We start from the raw sequence: 21,958 nt of genomic DNA, 5'->3' as shown, positions 1-21,958 counted from the left end.
GTTCTCATCGCAGGAGGTAGGGCATGTTGACGGTGACGGCGCCGGTGGGGCAGCGGGCGGCGCACGGCCCGCAGTACCAGCATTCGTCGACATGCATGAACGCTTTGCCGTTGGCGGGGTTGATGGCCAGCGAATCCAGCGGGCAGATCTCCACGCACAGCGTGCATCCCTCGATGCACAGGGATTCGTCGATGGTGACGGGAACGTCTACGCGCTGGGTGACCTGGGCCATCATTCTCCTCTGATCAGGTTGCTGCGCAGCGTGATTCGATCGCCGCGAAGCCGGATGTACTCGAGGTCGACGGGCCTTCCGTCGTCGAGGTGGGTGAGCCGCTCGAGGAGCAGCAGGGACGCGGACTGCGGCACCTGGAGGATGGCGGCGGAATGCGGGTCGGCCGACACGGCCTCGACCGCGACATCGGCGCCACCGAGCCGCTGGGCGGTGACGAGCTCGATGAGGGCGAACACATCATTGTGCTCCAGAGAGTGCTCCAGGACGGCCTCGCCGATGTCACGCGCGAGGTAGGTCATGTCGAGGCTGAGGGGCAACTCGCCGAGAAAGCGGAGCCGCTCGATGAACACGACGGAGTCACCGGGTTTCACAGCGAGTCGGGCCGCCACCGACGGCGGGGCGCTGACCGTCATCGAGGCGCGGACCTCGTTGCGGATGTCGCCGTAATCGCGAAACGTCTCCTTCAGTCCCACGAGGTGATTGAGCCCGTGGTCGTACTTGCGGACCGCGACGCGGGTACCGACCTTGGGTTCCCGGTCGATCAAGCCTTCGGCCTTGAGCACCGCGAGTGCCTCGCGCACGGCGTTGCGCGACACGAGGAAGTCGGCGGCCAGGTCGGCTTCGGTGGGCAGACCGTCGGGATAACCGCCGGCATGGATCTGGTGGCGCACGACGTCGGCCACCAGGCGTGCCTGGTCGGCGCGCGGTCTGCGCAACGGAGTCGGCGCGGGCTCGGTCATCGTTCACCTCCTGTCGGAACAGCGTTGGTGGCGACGCTAAAGGGGGCCGAGACGCGAGCCGTCGCCGTCACGGTGAGTGCCGGCCACGCTGCCGACAATGCGCCACCCGATAGCGGCTCGGACCTGCGCGGACAGCGCCGAACATCGCCAATGCGCCACCATCTCGGCGGCGGGCGAATTTGCGATCCCGCTGAGCAGAAGTCCACGCTGGCGTTCGCTGATGGCGACCGTGTTCTCGCCGAACCGGTCGCGCCCGCACGCCCAACGTGCTATCGAAGGGGTGTGTCCATCAAACTCGCGGCGGCTGCCGGCGCCTGCCTGGTGCTCGCCGGCTGTGCGGCCGCGCCGGTGGACGACCGGCCCGTGGTGAGGATCGCCGAAGCGGCTCAACCGACACCGGCTCTTCCGCTCGGCCAGTTCCTCCCGACGACGCCCGAGTTGGCGGCGCAATTGGGCACCCCACCCAGCGGCTTCGCCGGCCACCTCGTGCAGGGCGGATCCGACATGCTGCTGCGCAGCGTCGGCGCCGGCGAAGCGTCACCGCCCGACTGCCTCGGTGCCGCGTACCGGATGCAGCAGGCGGTCTACGACGGCAGCCCCGTCCAGTCGGTGGCCACCAACTCCTGGGCGGGTGGCACCTTCGACGGACCACCGGTCAGCGCTTTCTTCGGCATCGTCCAGATGGGCAGCCCGTCTGCCGCGCAAACGTTCTTCGCCACCACCAGCGAGCGCTGGCGGCGATGCAACGGGGTCACGGTCGCTCGTGATCAGCTCGGAGCCGGCGAACTCAGCAGGATCGCCGACGTGGCCTTCGACGACAGTCAGATCGTGTCGGCTAACGTGCTGCACACCTCGGCGGGTACTGCGTCGCCGACCGCTCACCGTGCGGTCGCCCTGGCCGGCGACTGCATCGTCGAGGTCGAGATCGCCGACCCACGCCCCGCGGGCCAGGATCGGTCCGCCGTCGGCGTCGCCGAACTGATCGCGAACAAGATCGCCGCGCACCGCTGACGGTGCGAGAATGGCGCGGTGAAATCTGTGCCGTGGGTGAGCGGTGTGCTGCTCGCCGCATCGACTGTGCTGGCCGGGTGCGTCAGCACGGTCGACGGTGCAGCCGTGCGGGCCAGCGGGGCGGGCCGCGAAGTACCCGTGCTCGACGACGCCGCGCTGGACCGGCTCCTGCTCAGCATCGGTGAGGTCAACGGGATTATGGGTAGCACCCAGATGCAGGTCGCCGGCGATGTCGACGAGATGACCGACCACTCCGACAGTGTGTCCGACGTCGACTGCCTCGGCGCCGTCTACGCAGCTGAGGAGCCCGTCTATGCCGGTTCGGGCTGGACGGCGGTACGTGACAGGGTCGCCCGAGAACCGGACGACGACAACCAGCACTGGGTCGAGCAGACCGCGGTGCGCTACCCGGCGGCACGCGACGCGCAGGCATTCTTCGAGTCGTCGTCGCAGACATGGCAGGGGTGCGCGAATCAGTCGATCGGCACCAACAACGGCGACTACAGCTGGGCGCTCGGTGCCGTCGACGTCGACGTGACCGAGGGCGGCGCGCCTCTGCTCACCCAGACGACCGAGCAGTCCGGCGCTGCGGGCTGGCAGTGCCAGCATGCCCTGTCCGTGGTGTCGAACGCGACGGTCGAGGCGTGGGCCTGCGGCTACCGCATCGACGGCGAGGCGGCCGACATCGCAACGGCGATGGTCGCCAACGCGGGCTAGTGGGTTCCCGATGATGCTGTCGTGCTTGGTGATTGGCTGACATCGAGGGTGACGTTCGGACGTCTCACCGCGATCGTGGCGCCGCCTGCGAACGCCGCGACGAGCAGCGCCACGACACCGATCGCGACCGGTGTCGAGCCGCCGACCAGGGTCGGCAGGTTCTGGAACACGAGCAGCAGGACCGCGATCAGGCCGACGAGGCCGATGCCCGGCGCGACGAAGGCCCGCCACACCGAGACATCTGAGGCGCCGGTGCGCCGCCGGCGGGTGAAGAACGCGAGAACCGCTGCGCTGGTGGCGATCAACAGGATGATGATGCCGACGGTCGAGATACCGGCGAGCCACGTGTAGAACTGGGTCACCGGATCGAGGCCCAACGCGATGCCGGCGATCACGAACAGCAGCACCACGATGCCGTCGATCCCCGACGCCAGATGCGGGGACGCGTGGCGCGGGTGGGCTTCGCCGAGCGCACCCGGGAACACATTGCGGTTCGACAGGGTGAAGACGTAGCGCGCCACCACATTGTGGAACGACAGGATGCAGGCGAACAGGCTGGTGACGAACAGCACCTGCACGATGTGCAGACCAGCCGAACCGAGATACTCCTCGGTGGCTCCTGGGAGCAGGCCCGACGGATCGGCGGCTGCCTGCTCGACCACCCTGCTGTCACCCCACGCCGTGATCAACGCCCACGTCGACACCGTGTAGAACACCCCGATCAGCAGCAGCGCGACGAAAGTGGCACGGGGGATGGTCCGTAGGGGGTCGCGCGCCTCGTCGCGGAACACCGCGGTGGCCTCGAAACCGATGAAGCTCAAGAACGCGAATAGCAGCGCTATTCCCGGTGCGCCGGAGGTGATCTCGGACGGCGACAGGAATCCGGTCGACAGTCCTTCATGGCCTCCGGTGAACGCGACGACGGCGTCCAACACGAGGACGATGGCAACCTCGGCGATCAACAGGACGCCCAGGACGTTGCGGGACAGATCGATGTTGCGATGCCCCAGCACCGTCACGACGAGCAGGGTGACCAAGGCCCAGACACCCCAGTGGATGTCGGGTGCGCCGTAGGACGAGAACAGCGCCTGTGCACCCTGGCCGATCAGACCGTAGACGCCGATCTCGAGGGCGAGGTAGGAGATCAGCGCGACGAAGGCGAATCCGAAGCCGGTGACCCGACCGAGGCCCTTGCCGATGTAGGAGTAGAACGCACCGGCATTGGGCACATGCGGGGTCAGCGCAGTGAAACCCACCGCGAACAGCAGCACCAGAACGGTACTGACGATGAAGATCGCCGGAAAGCCCGTCCCGTTGCCGCTGGCGATACCCAGCGGCACCGGACCGCCGATGACGCCCAGCGGGGATGCCGCCGCCACCACGACGAAAACGATGCCCCACACGCCGAGGGTGCCCCGTAATCGCCGGTGGGATGGGGGGTTTCCCGTGTCAGTGGCGGTGCGTGCATCACCGACGTCGTCAATCCGATTCGCCATGGTTCGTCCTCGAGGCCGGGCAACAGGTCGACGGACAGTAACGCCTCCTGGGCCCGGCTCCGGAGAGTTGCGATCAGCACGATTGCGACGGGGCCGTGATCACAGATCTGATGCGCCGCCGTCGACCAGGAACTCGGTGCCGGTGGTGTAGGTGGCATCGAATCCGAGGAAGATGATCGCCTTGGCTACTTCCTCGGGTTCGCCGAATCTGCCCATCGGATTCGTGGGCTTGATCTGTTCGAGGAACTCGCGGGCGGCCTCCGCCGACATCGTGCGTTCGAGGATGCCGGTGTCGATCGGACCGGGGGACACCGCGTTGACCCGCACGCCGCTGTCGAGGAGTTCGCGGGCGAATGTCCGTGTCATGGAACGCAATGCCGCCTTGGTCGCCGAGTAGACGCTGGTCGTCGCAATCCCCTTGGTGTTGCTCACCGACGTCGTGAGCACTACGGAGCTGCCCGCCGGTAGCAGAGGAAGGAATTTCTGCAACGTGAAGAACGGCGCTTTGGCATTGAGTTCGAAAAGCCTGTCGTACATCGCTTCTCCGGTGTCGGCGACCATCGCGGTATCGGTGCCGCCCGCATTGAGGACCAGCAGGTCGACGCTGCCGAACTCGGTCCTCACCCGCTCCACGAGCGCATCGATCCCGGACACGGCATCGCTTTCGACGACGACGGCGCCCTGGCCCAGTGTCGCACGCGCGGATTCCAGCGAGGAGGGGGTTCGACCCGTCACCAGCACGCGTGCGCCGCCGTCGAGCAGGAGTCTGGCGGTGGCCAGCCCGATTCCGCTCGTTCCGCCGGTGACGACCACCCTTTTCCCATCGTAGACAGTCATGTTCGCGTCTCCGCTCATAGTTGTGATTCGCCCCCGTCGACGACGAGCTCTATTCCTGCGACATAGGTCGCGTCGAAGGCCAGAAACGCCATCGCAGGGGCGAATTCGTCGGGATGCCCCCACCGTTGCATCGGACTGCTGGCCTGGAACTCGGCCTTGAGTTGCGCGGCCTTCTCCGGTGCCTCCTTCTCGAGCTTGCCGGTGTCGATCGAGCCGGGGCTGATCGCGTTGACACGAATTCCCCTCGGCAGCAACTCCTTACTGAGAGTCCGGGCCATCGATCGCAACGCCGCCTTGCTCGCCGAATAGACGCTCAGAGCATCCCAGCCGGTCTGATTCGCGATCGAGGTCGTCAGCACCACGCCGCTGCCCTCGGTCAGCATCGGAGCGAGCTTCTGCACCGTGAAGAACGGCCCCTTGGTGTTGATCGCGAAGACGTCGTCGAAGGTCTGCTCCGTGACCGCGAAGAACGGGTCGAAGCTGCCGATGCCCGCATTGACGATCAACGCGTCGAGGGTGCCGAATTCGCGTCGGACGCGAGTGGCCAGATCATCGATCGCCGCGAGCGAGCCCGCGTCGCTCTGCACTGCGATCGCACGCTCGCCGAGCTGGCGGGCGGCATCGTCGAGCGTGTCCCGATTCCGCCCCGTCACCATCACCCGGGCACCGTTGTCGATCAGATGACGTGCGGTGGCCAGTCCCAGGCCGCTGCTTCCGCCGGTGATCACCACGCTCTTGCCGTCGTATCTGCTCATGGCATCGAGTCTTCGACGCACGGCGGCAGCTGTCCAAGGCCTGTTCGGTACCCCGCCATACCGAAACGGAATACTCGCGATCGGCGTCGGGTTGGACGGCGGGTGAACGATCTCGGCGTCGATCTGGAACTGCGGCTGGTCCGGTATTTCACCGCGGTCGCCAAGCATTCGAATTTCAGCCGCGCTGCCGACGAACTCCATGTGGGGCAGCCGTCCCTGAGCAGGCAGATCCAGCGCCTGGAGCACCGCCTCGGTGTCCGCCTGCTCGACCGCACACCGCAGGGCGCGACGCTGACCGAGGCGGGTACGGCGTTCCTCCCCGAGGCGCAGGCCCTCCTGCACGCGGCCCGCCAGGCGGCGCGCACCGCGCGTGCCCATGCGCCCTCGGGCACGATCGTCATCGGCTACGTCGAGGATCTCGTCGTCACACCCGCCGTCCGCGAACTGCGCCGAGCGCATCCGCAGGCCGACATCGTGACCCGACACCTGGAATGCCACGAACAGGGCGTGTTCACCGACGGCCAGGTCGACGTGCTCGTCGCCCGGGCGCCGCTGTTCATCCCGACCGACGACGTCCGTGTGTCGGTCCTCTACGAGGAGCCGCGCATGCTGGTCCTGCCCGCCGATCACGAGCTGGCCCACCGGACGTCCGTGTCGTTGGATGACTTCGCGAAGGGCGAGACGATCATCTGCTCGCACGGCGGAACCCGAGCGGTCTTCCCGGTCGAGACCTACCAGCGAGCAGACCCGGGGCCTGTGTCCGCCGGTCCCGTCGTCGAAAGCTTCGAGGACAGAATGGAACTCGTCGCAAGCGGCCAGGCCGTCGCGGTCCTTCCCGTGGGCGACCGCCGTAGCTCGGTCCGCCCGGACCTGGCCACGGTCCCCCTCGAGGGTTTCCCCGTGAGCAGCGTGGTGGTCGCGACGCGGATCGGTGAGACGAACCCGCTGGTCGCCGACTTCCTCGCTGCGGCGAGAACGTCGCTTGTCAGCTGAGCGCGCTCAGCTGACGGCGCTCAGCGCCCGCCGTTCCCGCCCGACCGCGTCGCCCCACGCAGCGAACGCTTCGGCGTGCTCGGCCGTCGACGCCCCGGTGGCGACTGCGACCAATCCGGCAGCGGCACTTCCCAATCCGATGCCGGTTTCGCGGACCACGCGAACCAGCTCGTCGAACGCTTCCGGTCGGGAGTAGCCCCGTACGCCGATCAAGATGCCCACGGCTATGTCGATGAGCTGACGAGACGTGTCGTCTGAGCGCACATTCATCCGTCGATGGTCAACCCTCGCGCCGTCTCGCGGAAAGCGTTGCGCGCAGGCAGACGCAAAATCGCGACCCTCTTGTTACACAGGCCCGTTCGCCGGCTGGAAGACCCCCGAGCTGTCGGCTTCCTCCTCGGCGCGGATCACGTGCACCACGGCATTGATCAGAGCCAGGTGGGTGAACGCCTGGGGGAAGTTCCCGAGATGCCTGCCGGTGCGCGGTTCGATCTCCTCGGCGTAGAGGTGCAGCGGGCTGGCGAACGACAGCAGACGCTCGCACAGGTGCCGGGCCTGATGGATCTCACCGATCTCCACCAGCGCCGACACCAGCCAAAACGAACAGATCGTGAACGTGCCTTCTTCGCCGGCCAGACCGTCGTCGGTCTCCTCGACGCGGTAGCGCAGCACCAACCCGTCCTCGGTCAGCTCCTCGGCGATGGCCAGCACGGTGGCGCGGATCCGCGGATCCTCCGGCGGCAGGAAGCGGGTCAGCACCGCGAGCAGCAGCGAGGCGTCGAGCGCGTCGTCGCCGTAGCGCTGGGTGAGCACGCCTCGGGAGTCGACCCCGTGCGCGAGGATGTCGTCCTTGATCTCCTCGGCGATGGCTCGCCACTGCTGTGCGTAGGACTTCTCGCCTTCCAGTTCGGCGAGTTTCGACCCGCGGTCGAGCGCCACCCAGCACATGATCTTGCTGGAGGTGAAGTGCTGCGGCTCGCCGCGCACCTCCCAGATGCCGCGATCGGGCTCGCGCCAGTGCTTGATCGCTTCCTCGACCTGCTCTTTGAGGACCGGCCACAGTGTTTCGGGGATCTGCTCGCGGGACTTGGTGTGCAGGTACACCGAGTCCAGCATCGTGCCCCAGATGTCGTGCTGCATCTGGTCGAAGGCGCCGTTGCCGATGCGCACCGGGCGGGCGTTGTCGTACCCGGAGAGGTGGTTGAGTTCCTCTTCTACGAGGCTGCGTTCCCCGCCCACCCCGTACATCACCTGCAGCGGATGGCGCTGGCCGTTGTTGGCGCCCGACACATCGGCGATGAACGCGAAGAAGTCGTCTGCCTCACGGTCCAGGCCCAACGTGTAGAGACCCCACAGAGCGAATGTTGAATCGCGCACCCACGCGTAGCGGTAGTCCCAGTTGCGTTCTCCCTGGGGCGTTTCCGGCAACGAGGTGGTGGGTGCGGCGAGCAGCGCGCCGGTGGGGGAGTAGGTCAGCCCCTTCAAGGTGAGCGCACTGCGCTGCAGATACGACCGCCACGGATGATCCGGGAAGTCGCCGACGTTGATCCACTGCCGCCAACACTCGCTGGTCTGCCACATCTTGTCGGCGGCCTCGTCGAACGTCTGTGGCGCGGGATGGCCCGACCAGCTCAGCGCGACGAAGACCTTGTCTCCCTCTTTGAGCCGGGTCCTGGCGCGCGCCTCACGGCCTTCCAGCCCGATTCGCAGGTTGGTGGTCAGCCGCAGCGTGGGGTGGGAGTCCGGGTTCTTCGTCGCCCGTGCGATCGCCTCCCCGTACGCCTGTGCCGAGTACTCCCAGCTGGCGCTGGTGCGGTGATAGTCGAACGACGGCTCGCAGTTCATCACCAGCTCGACGGTCCCGCTCACGCAGCGCACCGTGCGCAGCAGGATGTGCTCGGCATCCCAGTCCATCGGGGTGCGGCGGTGGGTGCGCGACCGTCGTTCGAGGTCGTGCCACGGACCCATGACCAGCGCGTCACGCACGATCAGCCAGCCGGTGTGGGTCTGCCAGGTAGTCTCCAGGATCAGGCTGCCCGGCAGGTAGCGGCGGGCGGCGGGAACAGACACCCCATAGGGCCCCAACCTGAAGTGGCCCGCGCCGCGGTCGAGGATCGCGCCGAACACGCTCGGCGAGTCCGGCCGCGGGACGCACAGCCATTCCACCGACCCCGCCGAGGAGATCAGGCAGGTGTTCTCGCAGTCGGACAGGAACGCGTAGTCCGCGATCGGCGGGAAGGGGTTGCGCAGCGGAGCCGAGCTGGCGTACGCCGGGGCGGTGGCCAGGGCGAACGCTGACGACTCTCCGTTGGCGCTCACGGCGCTCGCCATGGAGTCGGACACGGCCTCGCTGGGCTGGGAAACCATTTGCTCATCATCGACTGCCCGGCGCCCTGGCGTCTACTCAAACGCCGGAGTGCAGCGCGAGGGACCGATGCGAACCCGGTACGCATAGTCTGGATCGGTGGGCGGATTCCTCGGGTGGTGGGACGGCGTCGAACTGTGGCTCACCGGGCTGCCGTTCGTCCTGCAGACCGTGGTGGTGATGCCTGTGGTGCTGGCGCTGGCATACGGGGCGGCCGTCGTGCTCGACATGGTGGTCGACGGCGGGACCAAACTGCAGGCCCACCTGCGCCGCCCGCGGGCAGACCCGACGGGCGACGTCGAGGAAGGCCGGTGAGTGGTATGCCGCGGTCGCGGGTGACGCTTGCGCTGATCGCGCTCATCGTGCTGGTGATCCTGATGTGGTTACTGACTCGCTGACCACCAACTGACACAGGGTGGTGTTATTCTTCGCGCCATGCAGACGGCGAGCGGCGTCAACGGGGGTCACATCGTGGCCCTCATTGCCGTGGGTTTCTCGGCCGTCGCTGACGTTTGTTGTTGTTGCTGACTCCTCACCCCGTTCGGCGGTCAGGTGTTCGGCAACCGTGTCTCGTGCCGTTCGTGCACGGTCAGCCCCCACCTTCCGCGTGACCGGATTCCGCTCGACGTTCGTAGAAACCCGGAAAGGTCGCTCATGAAACTCCACAACCGCTGGCGCGCGGTAGCAGCGCTGGCCCTCACCACGTCACTCGTCGCGGCATGCGGTGGTGGCGGCTCCAGCGATGTCGCCGGCGAAGGCGGCGGAGCCGCCGCCGACACGACGTTGACGCTGGTGGCCTACGCGGTGCCCGAACCCGGGTGGAGCAAGATCATCCCCGCGTTCGCGGCCACCCCCGAGGGCAAGGGTGTGGCGGTGACGACCTCCTACGGCGCCTCGGGCGACCAGTCCCGCGCCGTCGTCGACGGTAAGCCGGCAGACATCGTGAACTTCTCGGTCGAGCCCGACGTGACCCGTCTGGTGAAAGCCAAGAAGGTGGCCGACGACTGGAGTGCCGGCGCCACCAAGGGCATCCCGTTCGGTTCGGTCGTGTCGCTCGTGGTGCGCAAGGGCAACCCCAAGAACATCAGGGACTGGGACGACCTGTTGCAGCCCGGCATCGAGGTGGTCACGCCCAGCCCGCTGAGCTCCGGTTCGGCCAAGTGGAACCTGCTTGCGCCGTACGCGGCCAAGAGCGACGGCGGCAAGAACTCCGAGGCGGGACTGGACTTCGTCAACAAGCTGGTCACCGAGCACGTCAAGACGCGGCCCGGATCGGGTCGTGAGGCCACCGATGTCTTCCTGCAGGGCACGGGCGACGTGCTGATCTCCTACGAGAACGAGGCGATCAACGTCGAGCGGCAGGGCAAGCCCGTCGAGCACGTCAACCCGCCGCAGACCTTCAAGATCGAGAATCCCGTCGCGGTGGTGACGTCGTCGCAGCACCAGCAGCAGGCCAACGCCCTGAAGAACTTCCTCTACACCCCCGAGGGGCAGAAGCTGTGGGCCGAGGCCGGTTTCCGGCCGGTCGACCCTGCGGTCGCCGAGCAGTTCGCAGGCGATTTCCCGACGCCGCAGAAGTTGTGGACGATCGCCGATCTCGGCGGGTGGGGTGACGTGGACCCGGCGCTGTTCGACAAGGACAACGGCTCGATCACCAAGATCTACAAGCAGGCGACGGGATGACGTCGATCGCCGTCGAGCCCGCAGCACCGAGTGCGCCCCCGCGGGGGCGTAACCGGCACGGCAGTACGTCGCTGCGCGTGGGCGCCGCGACGCTGTGGTTGTCGGTCATCGTGCTGCTCCCGCTCGCGGCGATCGTCTGGCAGTCCGCGACGGGGGGATGGCACGCGTTCTGGTTGGCCATCACCTCCAACGCGGCGATCGAGTCGTTCAAGGTGACGTTGACCATCTCGGTGGGAGTGACGCTGATCAACGCGGTGTTCGGGCTGATCGTCGCGTGGGTGCTCACCCGCGACGACTTCCCGGGCAAGCGACTCGTCGACGCCGTGATCGATTTGCCGTTCGCCCTGCCCACGATCGTGGCCAGCCTCGTGATGCTCGCGCTCTACGGGCCGAACAGCCCGGTCGGGCTGCACCTGCAGCACACCAAATGGGGTGTGGGGATCGCGCTGCTGTTCGTCACGCTGCCGTTCGTGGTGCGGTCGGTGCAGCCGGTGCTGCTCGAACTCGACCGTGAGGTGGAGGAGGCGGCTGCGTCGCTGGGCGCCACCAACCGCGTGATCTTCCTCAAGGTCATCCTGCCGGCGCTGCTGCCCTCGCTGCTGTCAGGCGCCGGTCTGGCGTTCTCGCGGGCGATCGGAGAGTTCGGCTCTGTGGTGCTGATCGGCGGGGCCGTTCCCGGAGAGACCGAAGTGTCCTCGCAGTGGATCCGCACTCTCATCGAGAACGACGACAAGGTCGGTGCCGCGGCTATTTCTATCGTGCTGCTGGTGATCTCGTTCTTGGTGCTGTTCGTGTTGCGGGCCCTCGGTGCTCGGGCGGCCAAACGGGAGGAGCTCGCACCGTGATCCTGTCCCCGGCGGTGAAGCTGCTGCTGCGATGGGTGGCCATCGGCTACGTCGCGATCCTCGTCTTGGTGCCGGTCGGGCTGATCCTGTGGCGCACCTTCTCCCCGGGGATCGGCGAGTTCTTCGCCTCGATCGGCACCCCTGCGGCGATCTCGGCGCTGCAGCTGTCCCTGCTGGTGGTCGCGATCGTGGTGCCTCTGAACGTGTTGTTCGGAGTACCGACCGCGTTGGTGTTGGCGCGTAACCGCTTCCGCGGCAAGAGCGTTCTGCAGGCCGTCATCGACCTGCCGTTCGCGGTCTCGCCGGTGGTGGTGGGTGTCGCGCTGATCCTGCTCTGGGGATCGGCGGGGCTGTTCGGCTTCGTCGAGAACGACTTCGGGCTGAAGATCATCTTCAGCTTCCCCGGCATCGTGCTGGCCAGCGTCTTCGTCACCGTCCCGTTCGTCATCCGCGAGGTCGAGCCGGTCCTGCACGAAATCGGCACCGACCAGGAGGAGGCCTCGGCGACGCTCGGCGCGCAGTGGTGGCAGACGTTCTGGCGCATCACGCTGCCGTCGATCCGCTGGGGCCTGACCTACGGGATCGTGCTGACCATCGCCCGCACCCTGGGCGAGTTCGGCGCGGTGATCATGGTGTCGTCGAACCTGCCTGGCCAATCGCAGACGCTGACGCTCCTGGTCGCCGACCGTTACAACCGCGGCGCCGAGTACGGCGCCTACGCGATCGCCACGTTGTTGATGAGCGTCGCCGTCCTCGTCCTGGTCGCGCAGGTGATCCTCGACGCCCGCCGGGCCAAGGCCGCACAATGAACATCGACCACGACCCGGGAGTCACACCCTCATGACCCACGCGATCACCGTCTCCGGCGCCAACAAGCGTTACGGCGATTTCGCCGCGCTCGACAACATCGACTTCGTCGTTCCCGCCGGGTCGTTGACGGCGCTGCTGGGGCCCAGCGGATCGGGTAAGTCGACGCTGCTGCGCGCGATCGCCGGACTGGACGAACCGGACACGGGCACCATCACGATCCACGGTCGTGACGTCACCGACGTGCCGCCGCAGAAGCGTGGCATCGGGTTCGTGTTCCAGCACTACGCGGCCTTCAAACACCTGACGGTGCGGGAGAACGTCGCGTTCGGACTCAAGATCCGCAAGCGGCCGAAGTCTGAGATCAAGGACAAGGTCGACAATCTCCTCGAGGTGGTCGGGCTCGCCGGATTCCAGACCCGCTACCCGAACCAGCTCTCCGGCGGTCAGCGTCAGCGCATGGCGCTGGCTCGCGCGCTCGCCGTGGACCCGCAGGTGTTGCTGCTCGACGAGCCGTTCGGCGCGCTCGATGCGAAGGTGCGCGAGGACCTTCGCGCCTGGCTACGACGCCTGCACGACGAGGTTCACGTCACGACGGTCCTGGTCACTCACGATCAACAGGAAGCGCTTGACGTCGCTGACCGGATCGCGGTGCTCAACAAGGGCCGCATCGAGCAGGTGGGTTCGCCCACAGACGTTTACGATCGGCCCGCCAACGCGTTCGTGATGGGTTTCCTCGGTGCGGTGTCCACGCTCAACGGGGCGCTGGTGCGCCCGCACGACATCCGCGTGGGCCGCAATTCGGACATGGCGATCGCCAGCACGGACGATTCCGTGCTGTCCACCGGCGTCACCAAGGCGGTCATCGATCGCATCGTGATGCTCGGTTTCGAGGTGCGGGTGGAACTCACCAACGCCGCTACGCACACGCCGTTCACCGCGCAGATCACGCGCGGCGATGCTGAGGCGCTGGGGCTCAAGGCCGGTGACACCGTCTTCGTCCGGGCCACCCGGGTGCCGCAGCTGCCCGAGGCGGCGACGACAGAGGCCGCGGTTGCCGAGGTCGCGCAGATCTCGTAGGTCAGGCCCTTTCGTCAGGCCAAAGCCAGGAAGAGCTTCTCCAGCTCCTCGACACTCATCTCGCGCGAACCGCCGTCGGACGCTTTGCCTTCGGTGATGCACTCCCGAAGGCCGGTCGCGACGATCTTGAAACCGGCGCGGTCGAGTGCCCGAGACACCGCGGCGAGCTGGGTCACGACGTCCTTGCACTCCCGGCCCTGCTCGATCATCGAGATCACGCCGGCCAGTTGGCCTTGCGCACGACGGAGTCTGTTCAAGACAGCGCCGATGGCTTCTTCGTCACCGACCATGACGGTTCCTTCCGGGGGTTCGGGGGTTGCCGACGATCTTACCCACGGGGGTATAACGCTCGGATCGGGCAGAAGTATCCCAGCCGGCAGGATGCGTACATCGCGCCCGTCAGAACCGTGAGTGCCGCCGTCAGGACGCCGACGAGCGGATGGATCTCCTGGGCCAGGATCAGCGAGGCCATCATCAGGATGAACCAGCCGAAGCCGGTGCGCAGGACCTCGACGCTGGCCAGTGTGGTGAGCCTGGCTCCGGCCAGGCCTCCGACCACCGCGGCCCCGGTCACCGCTGCCGCCAACCCCCAGTCGATCGTCGTTGTCGACAGATGGCCAGCCAGACCGGCGAATGAGTTCATGACGATCACCACCAGCGAGGTGCCGATCGCGGTGGGCATCGGCAGGCCGCCCAGCAGGGCGAGCGCGGGCACCACCAGGAATCCGCCGCCCGCGCCCACCAGGCCGGTGACGAGGCCGACGGCCGCGCCCTGCAGCAGCAGAGCGCTCGGTCGGCCGGTGGGGGAGTCCACCGTCTCGGCGGAGCGGCCGCGCAGCATCGCGATCGCCGCGGTGATCATCACCGCGGCCAGGCCGACCAGCAGCAGCGAGCCGGGAAGGAACTGGCTGACCCAGCCGCCGGCGTAGGCACCCGCCATTCCGGCCGCGCCGAACACCAGTCCCGTCCGCCACCGCACGTGTCCGGCGCGCGCGTGCGATATCGCGCCGACGGCGCTGGTCACGCCGACCACCACCAGTGACGTCGCGATCGCGTCGGCGGCGTCGAGGCCTGCCACGTAGGCGAGTAGCGGGACCGTCAGGATCGAACCGCCACCGCCCAGAAGGCCGAGCGACAGCCCGACCCCCAGGGCGAGGACGACGGTCAGCGCGATCATGACTCAGGCGTTCTGAGTGGTCTCGGCCCACGCGCCGAATCCGCCGAGGATGTCGCTGACATCGGCGAACCCGTTGCGGCGCAGCACACTTGCCGCCACGGATGAACGGTAGCCGCCTGCGCAGTAGACGACCGTCGGTGCCGACGGGTCCAATTCGACGAACCGGCCAGGCAATTGGCCGACGGGGATGTTGACCGCGCCGGGGATCATGCCCGCCTCGGTCTCTCCGGGATTGCGGACGTCGACGATCTGGAGACCGGCGATGCCGGCGGCCCGCTGATCGAAGTCCTCGGCGGACAACCGGGATGCGACCTGCACGTGGTCGGGGTGGGTCAGCATCGCCTGCTCGGGGTTCTCGAGGTAGCCGATCACCCGGTCGAACCCGATGCGGGCCAGGCGGTTCTTGCCTTCGAGCTCGTAGCCGGGGTCGGTGATCAGGACGATGTCGTGGTCCGGCGTGACCACGGAGCCCGCGAATTCGGCGTAGCGGCCCTCGAGTCCGATGTTGACCGCCTCGCGGAAGTGGCCCTGCGCGAATTGCACCGGGCTGCGGCCGTCGACGAGCACAGCGCCTGCGGCCAACCGTTCCTCCACCTCGGCGTAGGTGAGCGCCGGGGGCGCCTGATCCTCGTCGAGCAGGGCGCGGTCCTTCCGGTTGAGGGTGGCGTCGTAAGCGAAGTAACCCGGCGCGGGTGGCTGGCCCTCGGTGACCAGCGCGATGAATGTCTCCCGGTCCGGTGCGTTCAGCGCGTAGTTCCAGCGCTTCTGCTCGCCGATGGTCGAGGACAATTCGGTGGACAGGTTCTTGCCGCATGCCGAGCCGGCGCCGTGTGCCGGGTAGACGCGGGTGTCGTCGGGCAGCGTCATCAGCTTCTGGTGCAGCGAGTCGTACAGCATCGTCGCGAGCTGCTCGCGGGAGTAGCCGACCGACGCGAGCAGGTCGGGTCGGCCGACGTCACCGATGAACAGGGTGTCGCCGGTCAGCACGCCATAGGGCGCCACATCGGCGGCGCGTTCGTAGACCACGGCGCTCATCGACTCGGGTGTGTGGCCGGGGGTGTGCCGGAACTCGAGAGTGACCCCGCCGTCTGAGCCCAGCGTGTACCGCTGCCCGTCCTCGACGCCCAGGACGTCGAACTCGGGCGACGCCACCGACGAGTAGACGATCGTGGCTCCGGTGGCATCGGCGAGCTCGAGATGGCCGGACAGGAAGTCGGCGTGGAAGTGGGTCTCGATCACCAGCTCGATGTGCAGGCCCAGCTCGCGCGCGTCGGCGAGGTACTCGGCCACGTCGCGTTGCGGGTCGACGACGACTGCGCGCCCGGACGTTTCGTCGCCGATCAGGTACGACGCGTGCGACAGGCAGTCGAGGTAGTACTGGATGAACTTCATCGTCCGTCTCCTTTGATACCCTAGGGGGTATATACCGATACGACGAAGATATACCCCCTTGGGTATAGGAATCAAGGAATGGGCGGTGTGAGCTACGCCGCGTCGATGGCCAGCAGGCGATGCATCACGTCGGTCAACGTCAACACCCGCACGCCACCGCTTCCGGGCACCACGGCGAGGTGCGTCCGCGTGCTCTGCATCAACTGCAGGGCCTCGTAGATCGGCAGGTCCGCCGACAACGTCACCGCGGGCCGCATCAGCTCGCGCGCCCGCGCGGTGGAGGCCAGGCCGTCGCGCACGTGCACGACCCCGACGACGGTGCCGGTCGACTGGTCGCCCACCAGGAGTCGTAGATGACCGGATTCATTTGCGGCAGAACGGATTCGCGCTGTGTCGGCCTCGGGGGCGACCCAGCCGCTCGGCGACGCGGGACGCGCCAGCTCTTCGACCCGCAGGCCGTTCAGCTCCAGGGCGCTCGACAGCTTCGCGTGATACTCCGCGTCGAGCGTGCCGGCGGCTGCGGAGTGCTCCACCAGCTGACGCAGCGTCTGGGGGTCCTGACTGTCGGCCAGTTCGTCCACCGGAACGACGCCGACGCGGCGCAGACACCAGTTCGCGGCCTGGTTCAACGCATGCAACAGGGGACGTGTGACGAACATGAAGCCGCGCATCGGTGCGGCCAACAGGGCGGCCGACCGCTCCGGATGGGCGATCGCCCAGGACTTGGGGGCCATCTCACCGATCACCAGGTGCAGGAACGTGACGATGACCAGGGCCAGGACGAAGCCGCCGACGTCGGCAAGCCAGGTCGGTGCGCCGATGTCCTTCAACCACGGCGACAGTGCATAGTGCACAGCCGGTTTGGTGATCGCGCCGAGTAGCAGGGTGCAGGCGGTGATCCCGAGTTGAGCTCCCGCCAGCACCACCGAGAGTTCGGCGGCGCTGCGCAGCGCCGCACGGGCGCCTCGGCTGTCGGCGGCCGCGTCCTCGAGCCGGCTGCGCCGGGCAGCGATCAGGGAGAACTCGACGGCGACGAAGAAGGCACTCAACGCGATCAGAGCCGCGGTGATCAGGGATATGGACCACAGGCTAGACATCGTTGTCCACCCGTGATTTCGGTCCGGTGACGGCCACACTCAACTGCACGCGCGCCGGGACGCGCCGGCGTACGGCACGGACCTCGGCGACCAGTGCCCGCTCGACGGGCGGTTGTGTGCTCAGGAAGTCGGACGGTTCGGCGGACAGGGGTACCGACACCCGGTCGCCGACGGCCGGTAGTCCGTCGGCGTGTGCGATCACCATGCCCGCCACGGTCTCGTAGTCTCCGACCGGCAGGGTCACCCCCAGCACCCGTTCCGCCTCGTCGACGGGGAGATCCGCGGCCACCAGCCAACCGTCCGCGACCTCGGTCACGGCATCCTGCTGTCGCGTTCCGTCATGCTCGTCGTCGATGTCGCCGACCAGTTCCTCGGCCAGATCCTCCATCGTGACGATCCCGGCGAACCCGCCGAACTCGTCGATGACGACGGCCATCTCTTGCCGCGAATCTGCCAGCGCGCGAACGACATTCGGCAGTGGCAGCGTCTCGGGTACGACGACCGCCTGCCGACAGTGATCTGCCGCAGTTCCCGCCGCCGCATCGATCGACAGCAGGTCGTGCAGGTGGATGACGCCGACGACGTCGTCGTGCCCAGCCGCCACGACCGGGTAACGAGTATGCGCAGACGCCATGCGCGCCAACACATCCGACACCGGCTCGGTATCGAGCACCGTGTCGACGCGGGCCCGCGGGATCATCGCGTGCCGGGCCGTGGAGGTGGGGAAGTCCAGGATTCGGTCCAGCAGTGTCGACAGTTCCACTGGAATCTCGCCCGCCTCACGCGATGTCGCGACGATGTACTCCACGTCGCGTGGTGTGGCGGAGTGCTCGACGTCGTGTACCGGTTCGATGCGCAGCACGCGCAGCAGGAGGTTCGACGACTGATCGAACAACCAGATCAGCCAGCCGAACAGCATCAGGTACGTGGTGGTGGACCAGGCCAGCCGCCGCGCCAGCTGCTCGGGCCGGGCCAGCGCGAGGTTCTTGGGGAACAGCTCCCCGAACAGCATCTGGATCACCGTCGAGGCGCCGATCGCGGCCACGCCGCCGATCGCGACGGCGATCGCGACCGGAATCCCCGAACCGCCCAGCAAGGCCTCGAGGCCACGGCCGATCAATGGCTCGGCGGCGTAACCGACGAGCAGCCCGGTGACGGTGATCCCCAGCTGTGCGCCCGAAAGCATGAACGACGTGCGCTTCGTGACGGACAGGGCACGTTCGGCGGCTCGGTCACCGGCGTCGGCGCGTGCCTTCAGTCGGGATCGGTCGACCGCCATGTAGGCGAATTCCTGGGCGACGAAGTATCCCGTCGCCACCGTGATCGCGAACACCACGACGAGGCCAAGCAGAATTGCAGCAACGGCGGTCAGCATGTGACCGCCTCGGGTCTATGGGGGTGCATCGAGTCCTTGCTCGTCCAGCCGTCAGGTGGCCCCGATCGTACGTGGGATCGGTGTCTTCGCTGGTCAGGCAGCTGCGTGGGTGGAGCGAGCGGTGTCGAAGCGATCCAGCACCGTCTCGGCGACCTGACGATGGGCACCCAGCGGCGCCGACATCGGGATGGCCTCCTGCCGCGCGTACGCCGCGACCCGGTCGGTGATGCGACCCGGCGCGAGAAACCACGGTGCGATCACCAGACGGATCGCCCCGCGCCTCCGAAGATCGGCGACCGCCTCGGCAGGAGACGGCGACGGGCCCGTCGCGAACGCCGTGGTGGCCGTCCACCGCGTCGTCAGCACCACCTCACGTGCGACGGCGCCGGTGCGGGCGTTGGCCTGCGCATGCGACGACCCGACTGCGGTGACGATCACGCCGACGTCCGGGTCCAGGCGTGAAACCCCGGCGTGCTCCAGGCGTTGCCGCAGCACCGAGATGAGGCGCTCGTCCTCACCCAGAACCTCGGCCTGACGGGCCTGCGAGCCGGACTCCTCGATCATGGCCGGGATGTCCACACGCGCATGGTAGGCGTCGGCCAGCAGCAGAGGCACCACCACCGCACGTCCGCGCGGTAGAGCCGTCAGGACGTCGACGAGATTGGGCGAGTTCTGCTCACAGAACGCCACTCGTGCGTCGAGGCCGGGGCGCAGGCGGCCGATGCACTCGACGATCGCCCGAGCGGTCGCGGCCGAGCGGGGATCTGCGCTGCCGTGAGCCGTCAGCACCAACGAGTCCGCGCGCAGGGTCACGACGCGTGCAGCCCGCACTCCGTCTTGGCCTGCCCGAGCCACCGGCCGCTGCGCGGATCGGCGCCGGCGATCGGCTTGGCGGTGCACGGCGCGCAACCGATCGAGGGGTAGCCCTCGTCGACCAGCGGGTTCACCAGGATGCCGTGGGTGTCGATGTAGTCCTGCATGTCATCGTCGGTCCACGCCGCCAATGGGTTGATCTTCACCAGCCCGAACGCCTTGTCCCAGCTGATCAGCGGGGCGTTGGCCCTCGTCGGCGCCTCGACTCGGCGGATGCCGGTCACCCACGCCGAGTAGCCGCGCAGCGCCTTCGACAACGGCTCGACCTTGCGTATCCGGCAGCACTCGTTGGGGCTGCGCTCGAACAGGTTCTTGCCGAACAACGCATCCTGCTCGGCGACGGTGTTCTCCGGCCGCACGTTGACGACGTTCACGTCGTAGACCGCCTCGACCGCGTCCCGGGTGCCGATGGTCTCGACGAAGTGGTACCCGGTGTCGAGGAACAGCACGTCGACACCCGGACGCACTGCGGCGGCCATCTCGACGAGCACCGCGTCCTGCATGTTCGACGCCACGATGTAGTTGCCGGCGAAGTTCTCGTCGGTCCATCGCAGCAGGTCGACGGCTGAGGCATGCGGCCCCAACTCCGCCGCGCCGCGTTCAGCCAGCTGCTGCAAGTCCGTCTCGGTCATCACGTCGGTCACGTCACATCACCTCAAGTCCGCGTCGTCTGCTCGTAGTGCCCACGTAGCGAAACGCTCGCCCTGCTCCCGTTGTTTCACGAAGTTACGAACAACCCGCTCGATGTAGTCGCCGAGCTCCGTGGCGACCACCTTGTGCTGGCGCAGCTTGCGGCCGAAGCCACTGTCGAGACCCAGACTTCCCCCGAGGTGGACCTGGAAACCCTCTTCGGGACCGTCACCGTCGTCGACCATCTGGCCCTTGAACCCGATGTCGGCGACCTGGATGCGGGCGCACGAGTTCGGGCAGCCGTTGATGTTGATCGTGATCGGCACGTCGAGCTGGCTGTTGATGTCCTCGAGCCGCTTCTCCAGCTCGGGCACCAGCACCTGCGAGCGGCTGCGGGTCTCGGCGAAGCTCAGCTTGCAGAACTCGATGCCGGTGCAGGCCATCAGGTTGCGCCGCCAGTGCGACGGGGTGGACGGCAGCCCCAGCGCATCCAGACCGGTCCGCAGCTCGTCGAGCTTGTCGTCGGGGACGTCGAGGATGATCAGCTTCTGATACGGCGTGAACCGGATACGGTCGCTGCCCGCCGCTTCGGCGAGGTCGGCGACCTTGGTCAGGATCGTGCCCGACACGCGGCCCGCGATCGGGGCGACCCCGACGGCGTTGAGGCCGTTCTTGAGCTTCTGCACGCCGACGTGGTCGATGGGACGGGTCACCGGCTCGGGGGCCGGCCCGTCGATCAACGGGCGCTTCAGGTACTCCGTCTCGAGAACCTCGCGAAATTTCTCGACACCCCAGTCCTTGATCAGGAACTTCAGGCGCGCCTTCGAGCGCAGTCGCCGGTAGCCGTAATCACGGAAGACGCTGACCACGCCCTCCCACACGTCGGGCACCTCGTCGAGGGGAACCCACGCACCGACCCGTTGCCCCAGCATCGGGTTGGTCGACAGGCCGCCGCCGACCCACAGGTCGAAGCCCGGACCGTGCTCGGGATGCTCGACGCCGATGAAGGCGACGTCGTTGACCTCGTGGACGACGTCCTGCAGGCCCGAGATCGCGGTCTTGAACTTGCGCGGCAGGTTCGAGTACTCCGGCTTGCCGATGTAGCGCTTGACGATCTCGTCGACCGCGGGGGTGCCGTCGATGACCTCGTCGAGCGACTCGCCGGCCAGCGGCGAGCCGAGCACGACGCGCGGGCAGTCGCCGCACGCCTCTGTGGTCTGAAGTCCGACCTCGTCGAGCCGGCGCCAGATCTCCGGCATGTCCTCGACGCGGATCCAGTGGTACTGGACGTTCTGCCGGTCGGAGATGTCGGCGGTGTCGCGCGCGAACTCGGTCGAGATACCGCCGAGCGCGCGCAGCGCCGCCGCGGTCAGTGCGCCGCCGTCGCTGCGCACCCGCAGCATGAAGTACTCGTCCTCGAGCATGTCGGTGTTCTCGTCACCGGTCCAGGTGCCGTCGTAGCCGGGCTTGCGCTGGGTGTAGAGCCCCCACCAGCGGAACCGGCCGCGCAAGTCACCCTTGTCGATCGACTCGAAGCCGTTCTCGGCGTAGATGTTCTCGATGCGAGCCCGCACGTTGAGCGGGTTGTCGTCCTTCTTGGCCTGCTCGTTGGCATTGAGCGGCTCGCGGTATCCGAGCGCCCACTGGCCTTCGCCGCGGGGACGCTTGGCGGGCTTGGGTGTCGCCGCAGGTGTTGTTGATGTCATCTTGGCTCCTGGATCGGAGCCGGCGTTCGTCACTGCGCACTGTCACCGGGGGCTGTCCGGCGACGCAGATCCGGCGGCCAGCTGAAAAGTGCAGGTGGGCAGGTCTACGAGGTCACAGAGGACAACAACAGCTGCTGCACACACGCT

General features: G+C 67.5%; 24 protein-coding genes. 9 read left to right on the top strand and 15 right to left on the bottom strand.

What is annotated here, in order from left to right:
- Positions 1–4: 4 nt before the first annotated feature.
- Complete coding sequence (locus tag ACZY1G_RS23290) at positions 5–232, bottom strand: 4Fe-4S dicluster domain-containing protein (protein WP_463817449.1); 228 nt, start codon at positions 230–232, stop codon at positions 5–7.
- The gene (locus ACZY1G_RS23285; protein WP_463817448.1) at positions 232–972 is read right to left on the bottom strand and encodes a GntR family transcriptional regulator; all 741 of its coding nucleotides are present in this window, start codon (positions 970–972) and stop codon (positions 232–234) included. Before ACZY1G_RS23285 ends, ACZY1G_RS23290 begins: the two co-directional genes overlap by 1 nt.
- A gap of 282 nt (positions 973–1,254) precedes the next feature.
- On the opposite strand from ACZY1G_RS23285, the gene ACZY1G_RS23280 reads away from it, so the two are divergent.
- Both ACZY1G_RS23280 and ACZY1G_RS23275 read left to right on the top strand, forming a co-directional pair.
- Positions 1,255–1,983 carry a sensor domain-containing protein gene (locus ACZY1G_RS23280; protein WP_463823734.1) on the top strand — a complete coding sequence of 243 codons (729 nt, stop codon included), beginning with the start codon at positions 1,255–1,257 and terminating at the stop codon, positions 1,981–1,983.
- 18 nt (positions 1,984–2,001) lie between these two features.
- Positions 2,002–2,700, top strand: a complete 699-nt coding sequence (locus ACZY1G_RS23275) for a sensor domain-containing protein (protein ID WP_463817445.1) — start codon at positions 2,002–2,004, stop codon at positions 2,698–2,700.
- Here ACZY1G_RS23275 and ACZY1G_RS23270 read toward each other — a convergent pair.
- From ACZY1G_RS23270 to ACZY1G_RS23260, 3 genes are all read right to left on the bottom strand, one after another.
- Positions 2,697–4,196 carry an APC family permease gene (locus ACZY1G_RS23270; RefSeq protein ID WP_463817444.1) on the bottom strand — a complete coding sequence of 500 codons (1,500 nt, stop codon included), beginning with the start codon at positions 4,194–4,196 and terminating at the stop codon, positions 2,697–2,699. The genes ACZY1G_RS23275 and ACZY1G_RS23270 overlap by 4 nt on opposite strands.
- Before the next feature lie 99 nt (positions 4,197–4,295).
- Complete coding sequence (locus tag ACZY1G_RS23265) at positions 4,296–5,033, bottom strand: SDR family oxidoreductase (protein ID WP_463823733.1); 738 nt, start codon at positions 5,031–5,033, stop codon at positions 4,296–4,298.
- Positions 5,034–5,047: 14 nt separating this feature from the next.
- Positions 5,048–5,788, bottom strand: a complete 741-nt coding sequence (locus ACZY1G_RS23260) for an SDR family oxidoreductase (protein WP_463817442.1) — start codon at positions 5,786–5,788, stop codon at positions 5,048–5,050.
- 102 nt (positions 5,789–5,890) lie between these two features.
- Here ACZY1G_RS23260 and ACZY1G_RS23255 point away from each other — a divergent pair, with 102 nt between their 5' ends.
- A complete protein-coding gene (locus tag ACZY1G_RS23255) occupies positions 5,891–6,781 on the top strand; it encodes a LysR family transcriptional regulator (RefSeq protein WP_463817441.1) in 891 nt (296 codons plus the stop codon).
- A 6-nt stretch (positions 6,782–6,787) separates the two neighbouring features.
- Here ACZY1G_RS23255 and ACZY1G_RS23250 read toward each other — a convergent pair whose 3' ends face one another.
- A complete protein-coding gene (locus ACZY1G_RS23250) occupies positions 6,788–7,051 on the bottom strand; it encodes an ANTAR domain-containing protein (protein WP_463817439.1) in 264 nt (87 codons plus the stop codon).
- A gap of 75 nt (positions 7,052–7,126) precedes the next feature.
- Entirely contained in the window at positions 7,127–9,112 is a 1,986-nt protein-coding gene (locus tag ACZY1G_RS23245) for a glycoside hydrolase family 15 protein (protein WP_463817766.1), read from the bottom strand.
- A gap of 133 nt (positions 9,113–9,245) precedes the next feature.
- On the opposite strand from ACZY1G_RS23245, the gene ACZY1G_RS23240 reads away from it, so the two are divergent.
- From ACZY1G_RS23240 to ACZY1G_RS23215, 6 genes are all read left to right on the top strand, one after another.
- A complete protein-coding gene (locus ACZY1G_RS23240; protein WP_463817438.1) occupies positions 9,246–9,461 on the top strand; it encodes a hypothetical protein in 216 nt (71 codons plus the stop codon).
- Positions 9,462–9,581: 120 nt separating this feature from the next.
- Positions 9,582–9,674: an Ms4533A family Cys-rich leader peptide gene (locus ACZY1G_RS23235; protein ID WP_370464399.1), complete on the top strand. Its 93-nt coding sequence runs from the start codon at positions 9,582–9,584 to the stop codon at positions 9,672–9,674.
- Between the two features lie 126 nt (positions 9,675–9,800).
- Complete coding sequence (locus tag ACZY1G_RS23230; RefSeq protein ID WP_463817437.1) at positions 9,801–10,829, top strand: sulfate ABC transporter substrate-binding protein; 1,029 nt, start codon at positions 9,801–9,803, stop codon at positions 10,827–10,829.
- Complete coding sequence (gene cysT, locus ACZY1G_RS23225; protein WP_463817436.1) at positions 10,826–11,674, top strand: sulfate ABC transporter permease subunit CysT; 849 nt, start codon at positions 10,826–10,828, stop codon at positions 11,672–11,674. The genes ACZY1G_RS23230 and cysT overlap by 4 nt, the downstream gene beginning before the upstream one ends.
- Complete coding sequence (gene cysW / locus ACZY1G_RS23220; protein WP_463823732.1) at positions 11,671–12,483, top strand: sulfate ABC transporter permease subunit CysW; 813 nt, start codon at positions 11,671–11,673, stop codon at positions 12,481–12,483. Before cysT ends, cysW begins: the two co-directional genes overlap by 4 nt.
- A gap of 31 nt (positions 12,484–12,514) precedes the next feature.
- Entirely contained in the window at positions 12,515–13,561 is a 1,047-nt protein-coding gene (locus ACZY1G_RS23215) for a sulfate/molybdate ABC transporter ATP-binding protein (protein WP_463817434.1), read from the top strand.
- Positions 13,562–13,575: 14 nt separating this feature from the next.
- Here ACZY1G_RS23215 and ACZY1G_RS23210 read toward each other — a convergent pair whose 3' ends face one another.
- The 8 genes from ACZY1G_RS23210 to ACZY1G_RS23175 all read right to left on the bottom strand — a co-directional run bounded on the left by ACZY1G_RS23210 (position 13,576) and on the right by ACZY1G_RS23175 (position 21,811).
- Positions 13,576–13,851, bottom strand: coding sequence for a metal-sensitive transcriptional regulator (locus tag ACZY1G_RS23210; protein WP_463817433.1), 276 nt, complete (start codon positions 13,849–13,851; stop codon positions 13,576–13,578).
- A 38-nt stretch (positions 13,852–13,889) separates the two neighbouring features.
- Complete coding sequence (locus ACZY1G_RS23205; RefSeq protein WP_463817431.1) at positions 13,890–14,738, bottom strand: sulfite exporter TauE/SafE family protein; 849 nt, start codon at positions 14,736–14,738, stop codon at positions 13,890–13,892.
- Positions 14,739–14,741: 3 nt separating this feature from the next.
- Positions 14,742–16,130, bottom strand: a complete 1,389-nt coding sequence (locus ACZY1G_RS23200) for an MBL fold metallo-hydrolase (protein WP_463823731.1) — start codon at positions 16,128–16,130, stop codon at positions 14,742–14,744.
- Positions 16,131–16,222: 92 nt separating this feature from the next.
- Positions 16,223–17,227, bottom strand: a complete 1,005-nt coding sequence (locus ACZY1G_RS23195) for a hemolysin family protein (RefSeq protein ID WP_463823730.1) — start codon at positions 17,225–17,227, stop codon at positions 16,223–16,225.
- Positions 17,220–18,602, bottom strand: a complete 1,383-nt coding sequence (locus ACZY1G_RS23190; protein ID WP_463823729.1) for a hemolysin family protein — start codon at positions 18,600–18,602, stop codon at positions 17,220–17,222. Before ACZY1G_RS23190 ends, ACZY1G_RS23195 begins: the two co-directional genes overlap by 8 nt.
- Positions 18,603–18,695: 93 nt before the next feature.
- The gene (locus ACZY1G_RS23185) at positions 18,696–19,415 is read right to left on the bottom strand and encodes a sirohydrochlorin chelatase (RefSeq protein ID WP_463823728.1); all 720 of its coding nucleotides are present in this window, start codon (positions 19,413–19,415) and stop codon (positions 18,696–18,698) included.
- On the bottom strand, positions 19,412–20,107 hold the full coding sequence (locus ACZY1G_RS23180) for a phosphoadenylyl-sulfate reductase (protein WP_463823851.1): 696 nt from the start codon (positions 20,105–20,107) through the stop codon (positions 19,412–19,414). Before ACZY1G_RS23180 ends, ACZY1G_RS23185 begins: the two co-directional genes overlap by 4 nt.
- Positions 20,108–20,125: 18 nt before the next feature.
- The gene (locus ACZY1G_RS23175; protein ID WP_463823727.1) at positions 20,126–21,811 is read right to left on the bottom strand and encodes a nitrite/sulfite reductase; all 1,686 of its coding nucleotides are present in this window, start codon (positions 21,809–21,811) and stop codon (positions 20,126–20,128) included.
- Positions 21,812–21,958: the final 147 nt, after the last annotated feature.

This window comes from Mycobacterium sp. IDUB_5 (assembly GCF_055419565.1).
Note: the sequence above shows the minus strand (reverse complement) of the source record. Positions and strands in the feature narration are given on the sequence as shown.

Bases quoted from the DNA above. Each gene is read 5' to 3' on its own strand.
- ACZY1G_RS23210 (WP_463817433.1), bottom strand. From the start codon at position 13,851: ATGGTCGGTGACGAAGAAGCCATCGGCGCTGTCTTGAACAGACTCCGT.
- ACZY1G_RS23205 (WP_463817431.1), bottom strand. From the start codon at position 14,738: ATGATCGCGCTGACCGTCGTCCTCGCCCTGGGGGTCGGGCTGTCGCTC.
- ACZY1G_RS23270 (WP_463817444.1), bottom strand. From the start codon at position 4,196: ATGGCGAATCGGATTGACGACGTCGGTGATGCACGCACCGCCACTGAC.
- ACZY1G_RS23265 (WP_463823733.1), bottom strand. From the start codon at position 5,033: ATGACTGTCTACGATGGGAAAAGGGTGGTCGTCACCGGCGGAACGAGC.
- ACZY1G_RS23285 (WP_463817448.1), bottom strand. From the start codon at position 972: ATGACCGAGCCCGCGCCGACTCCGTTGCGCAGACCGCGCGCCGACCAG.
- ACZY1G_RS23250 (WP_463817439.1), bottom strand. From the start codon at position 7,051: ATGAATGTGCGCTCAGACGACACGTCTCGTCAGCTCATCGACATAGCC.
- ACZY1G_RS23195 (WP_463823730.1), bottom strand. From the start codon at position 17,227: ATGTCTAGCCTGTGGTCCATATCCCTGATCACCGCGGCTCTGATCGCG.
- ACZY1G_RS23260 (WP_463817442.1), bottom strand. From the start codon at position 5,788: ATGAGCAGATACGACGGCAAGAGCGTGGTGATCACCGGCGGAAGCAGC.
- ACZY1G_RS23290 (WP_463817449.1), bottom strand. From the start codon at position 232: ATGGCCCAGGTCACCCAGCGCGTAGACGTTCCCGTCACCATCGACGAA.
- ACZY1G_RS23180 (WP_463823851.1), bottom strand. From the start codon at position 20,107: ATGACCGAGACGGACTTGCAGCAGCTGGCTGAACGCGGCGCGGCGGAG.
- ACZY1G_RS23215 (WP_463817434.1), top strand. From the start codon at position 12,515: ATGACCCACGCGATCACCGTCTCCGGCGCCAACAAGCGTTACGGCGAT.
- ACZY1G_RS23230 (WP_463817437.1), top strand. From the start codon at position 9,801: ATGAAACTCCACAACCGCTGGCGCGCGGTAGCAGCGCTGGCCCTCACC.
- cysT (WP_463817436.1), top strand. From the start codon at position 10,826: ATGACGTCGATCGCCGTCGAGCCCGCAGCACCGAGTGCGCCCCCGCGG.
- ACZY1G_RS23175 (WP_463823727.1), bottom strand. From the start codon at position 21,811: ATGACATCAACAACACCTGCGGCGACACCCAAGCCCGCCAAGCGTCCC.
- ACZY1G_RS23190 (WP_463823729.1), bottom strand. From the start codon at position 18,602: ATGCTGACCGCCGTTGCTGCAATTCTGCTTGGCCTCGTCGTGGTGTTC.
- ACZY1G_RS23235 (WP_370464399.1), top strand. From the start codon at position 9,582: ATGCAGACGGCGAGCGGCGTCAACGGGGGTCACATCGTGGCCCTCATT.
- ACZY1G_RS23245 (WP_463817766.1), bottom strand. From the start codon at position 9,112: ATGGCGAGCGCCGTGAGCGCCAACGGAGAGTCGTCAGCGTTCGCCCTG.
- ACZY1G_RS23200 (WP_463823731.1), bottom strand. From the start codon at position 16,130: ATGAAGTTCATCCAGTACTACCTCGACTGCCTGTCGCACGCGTCGTAC.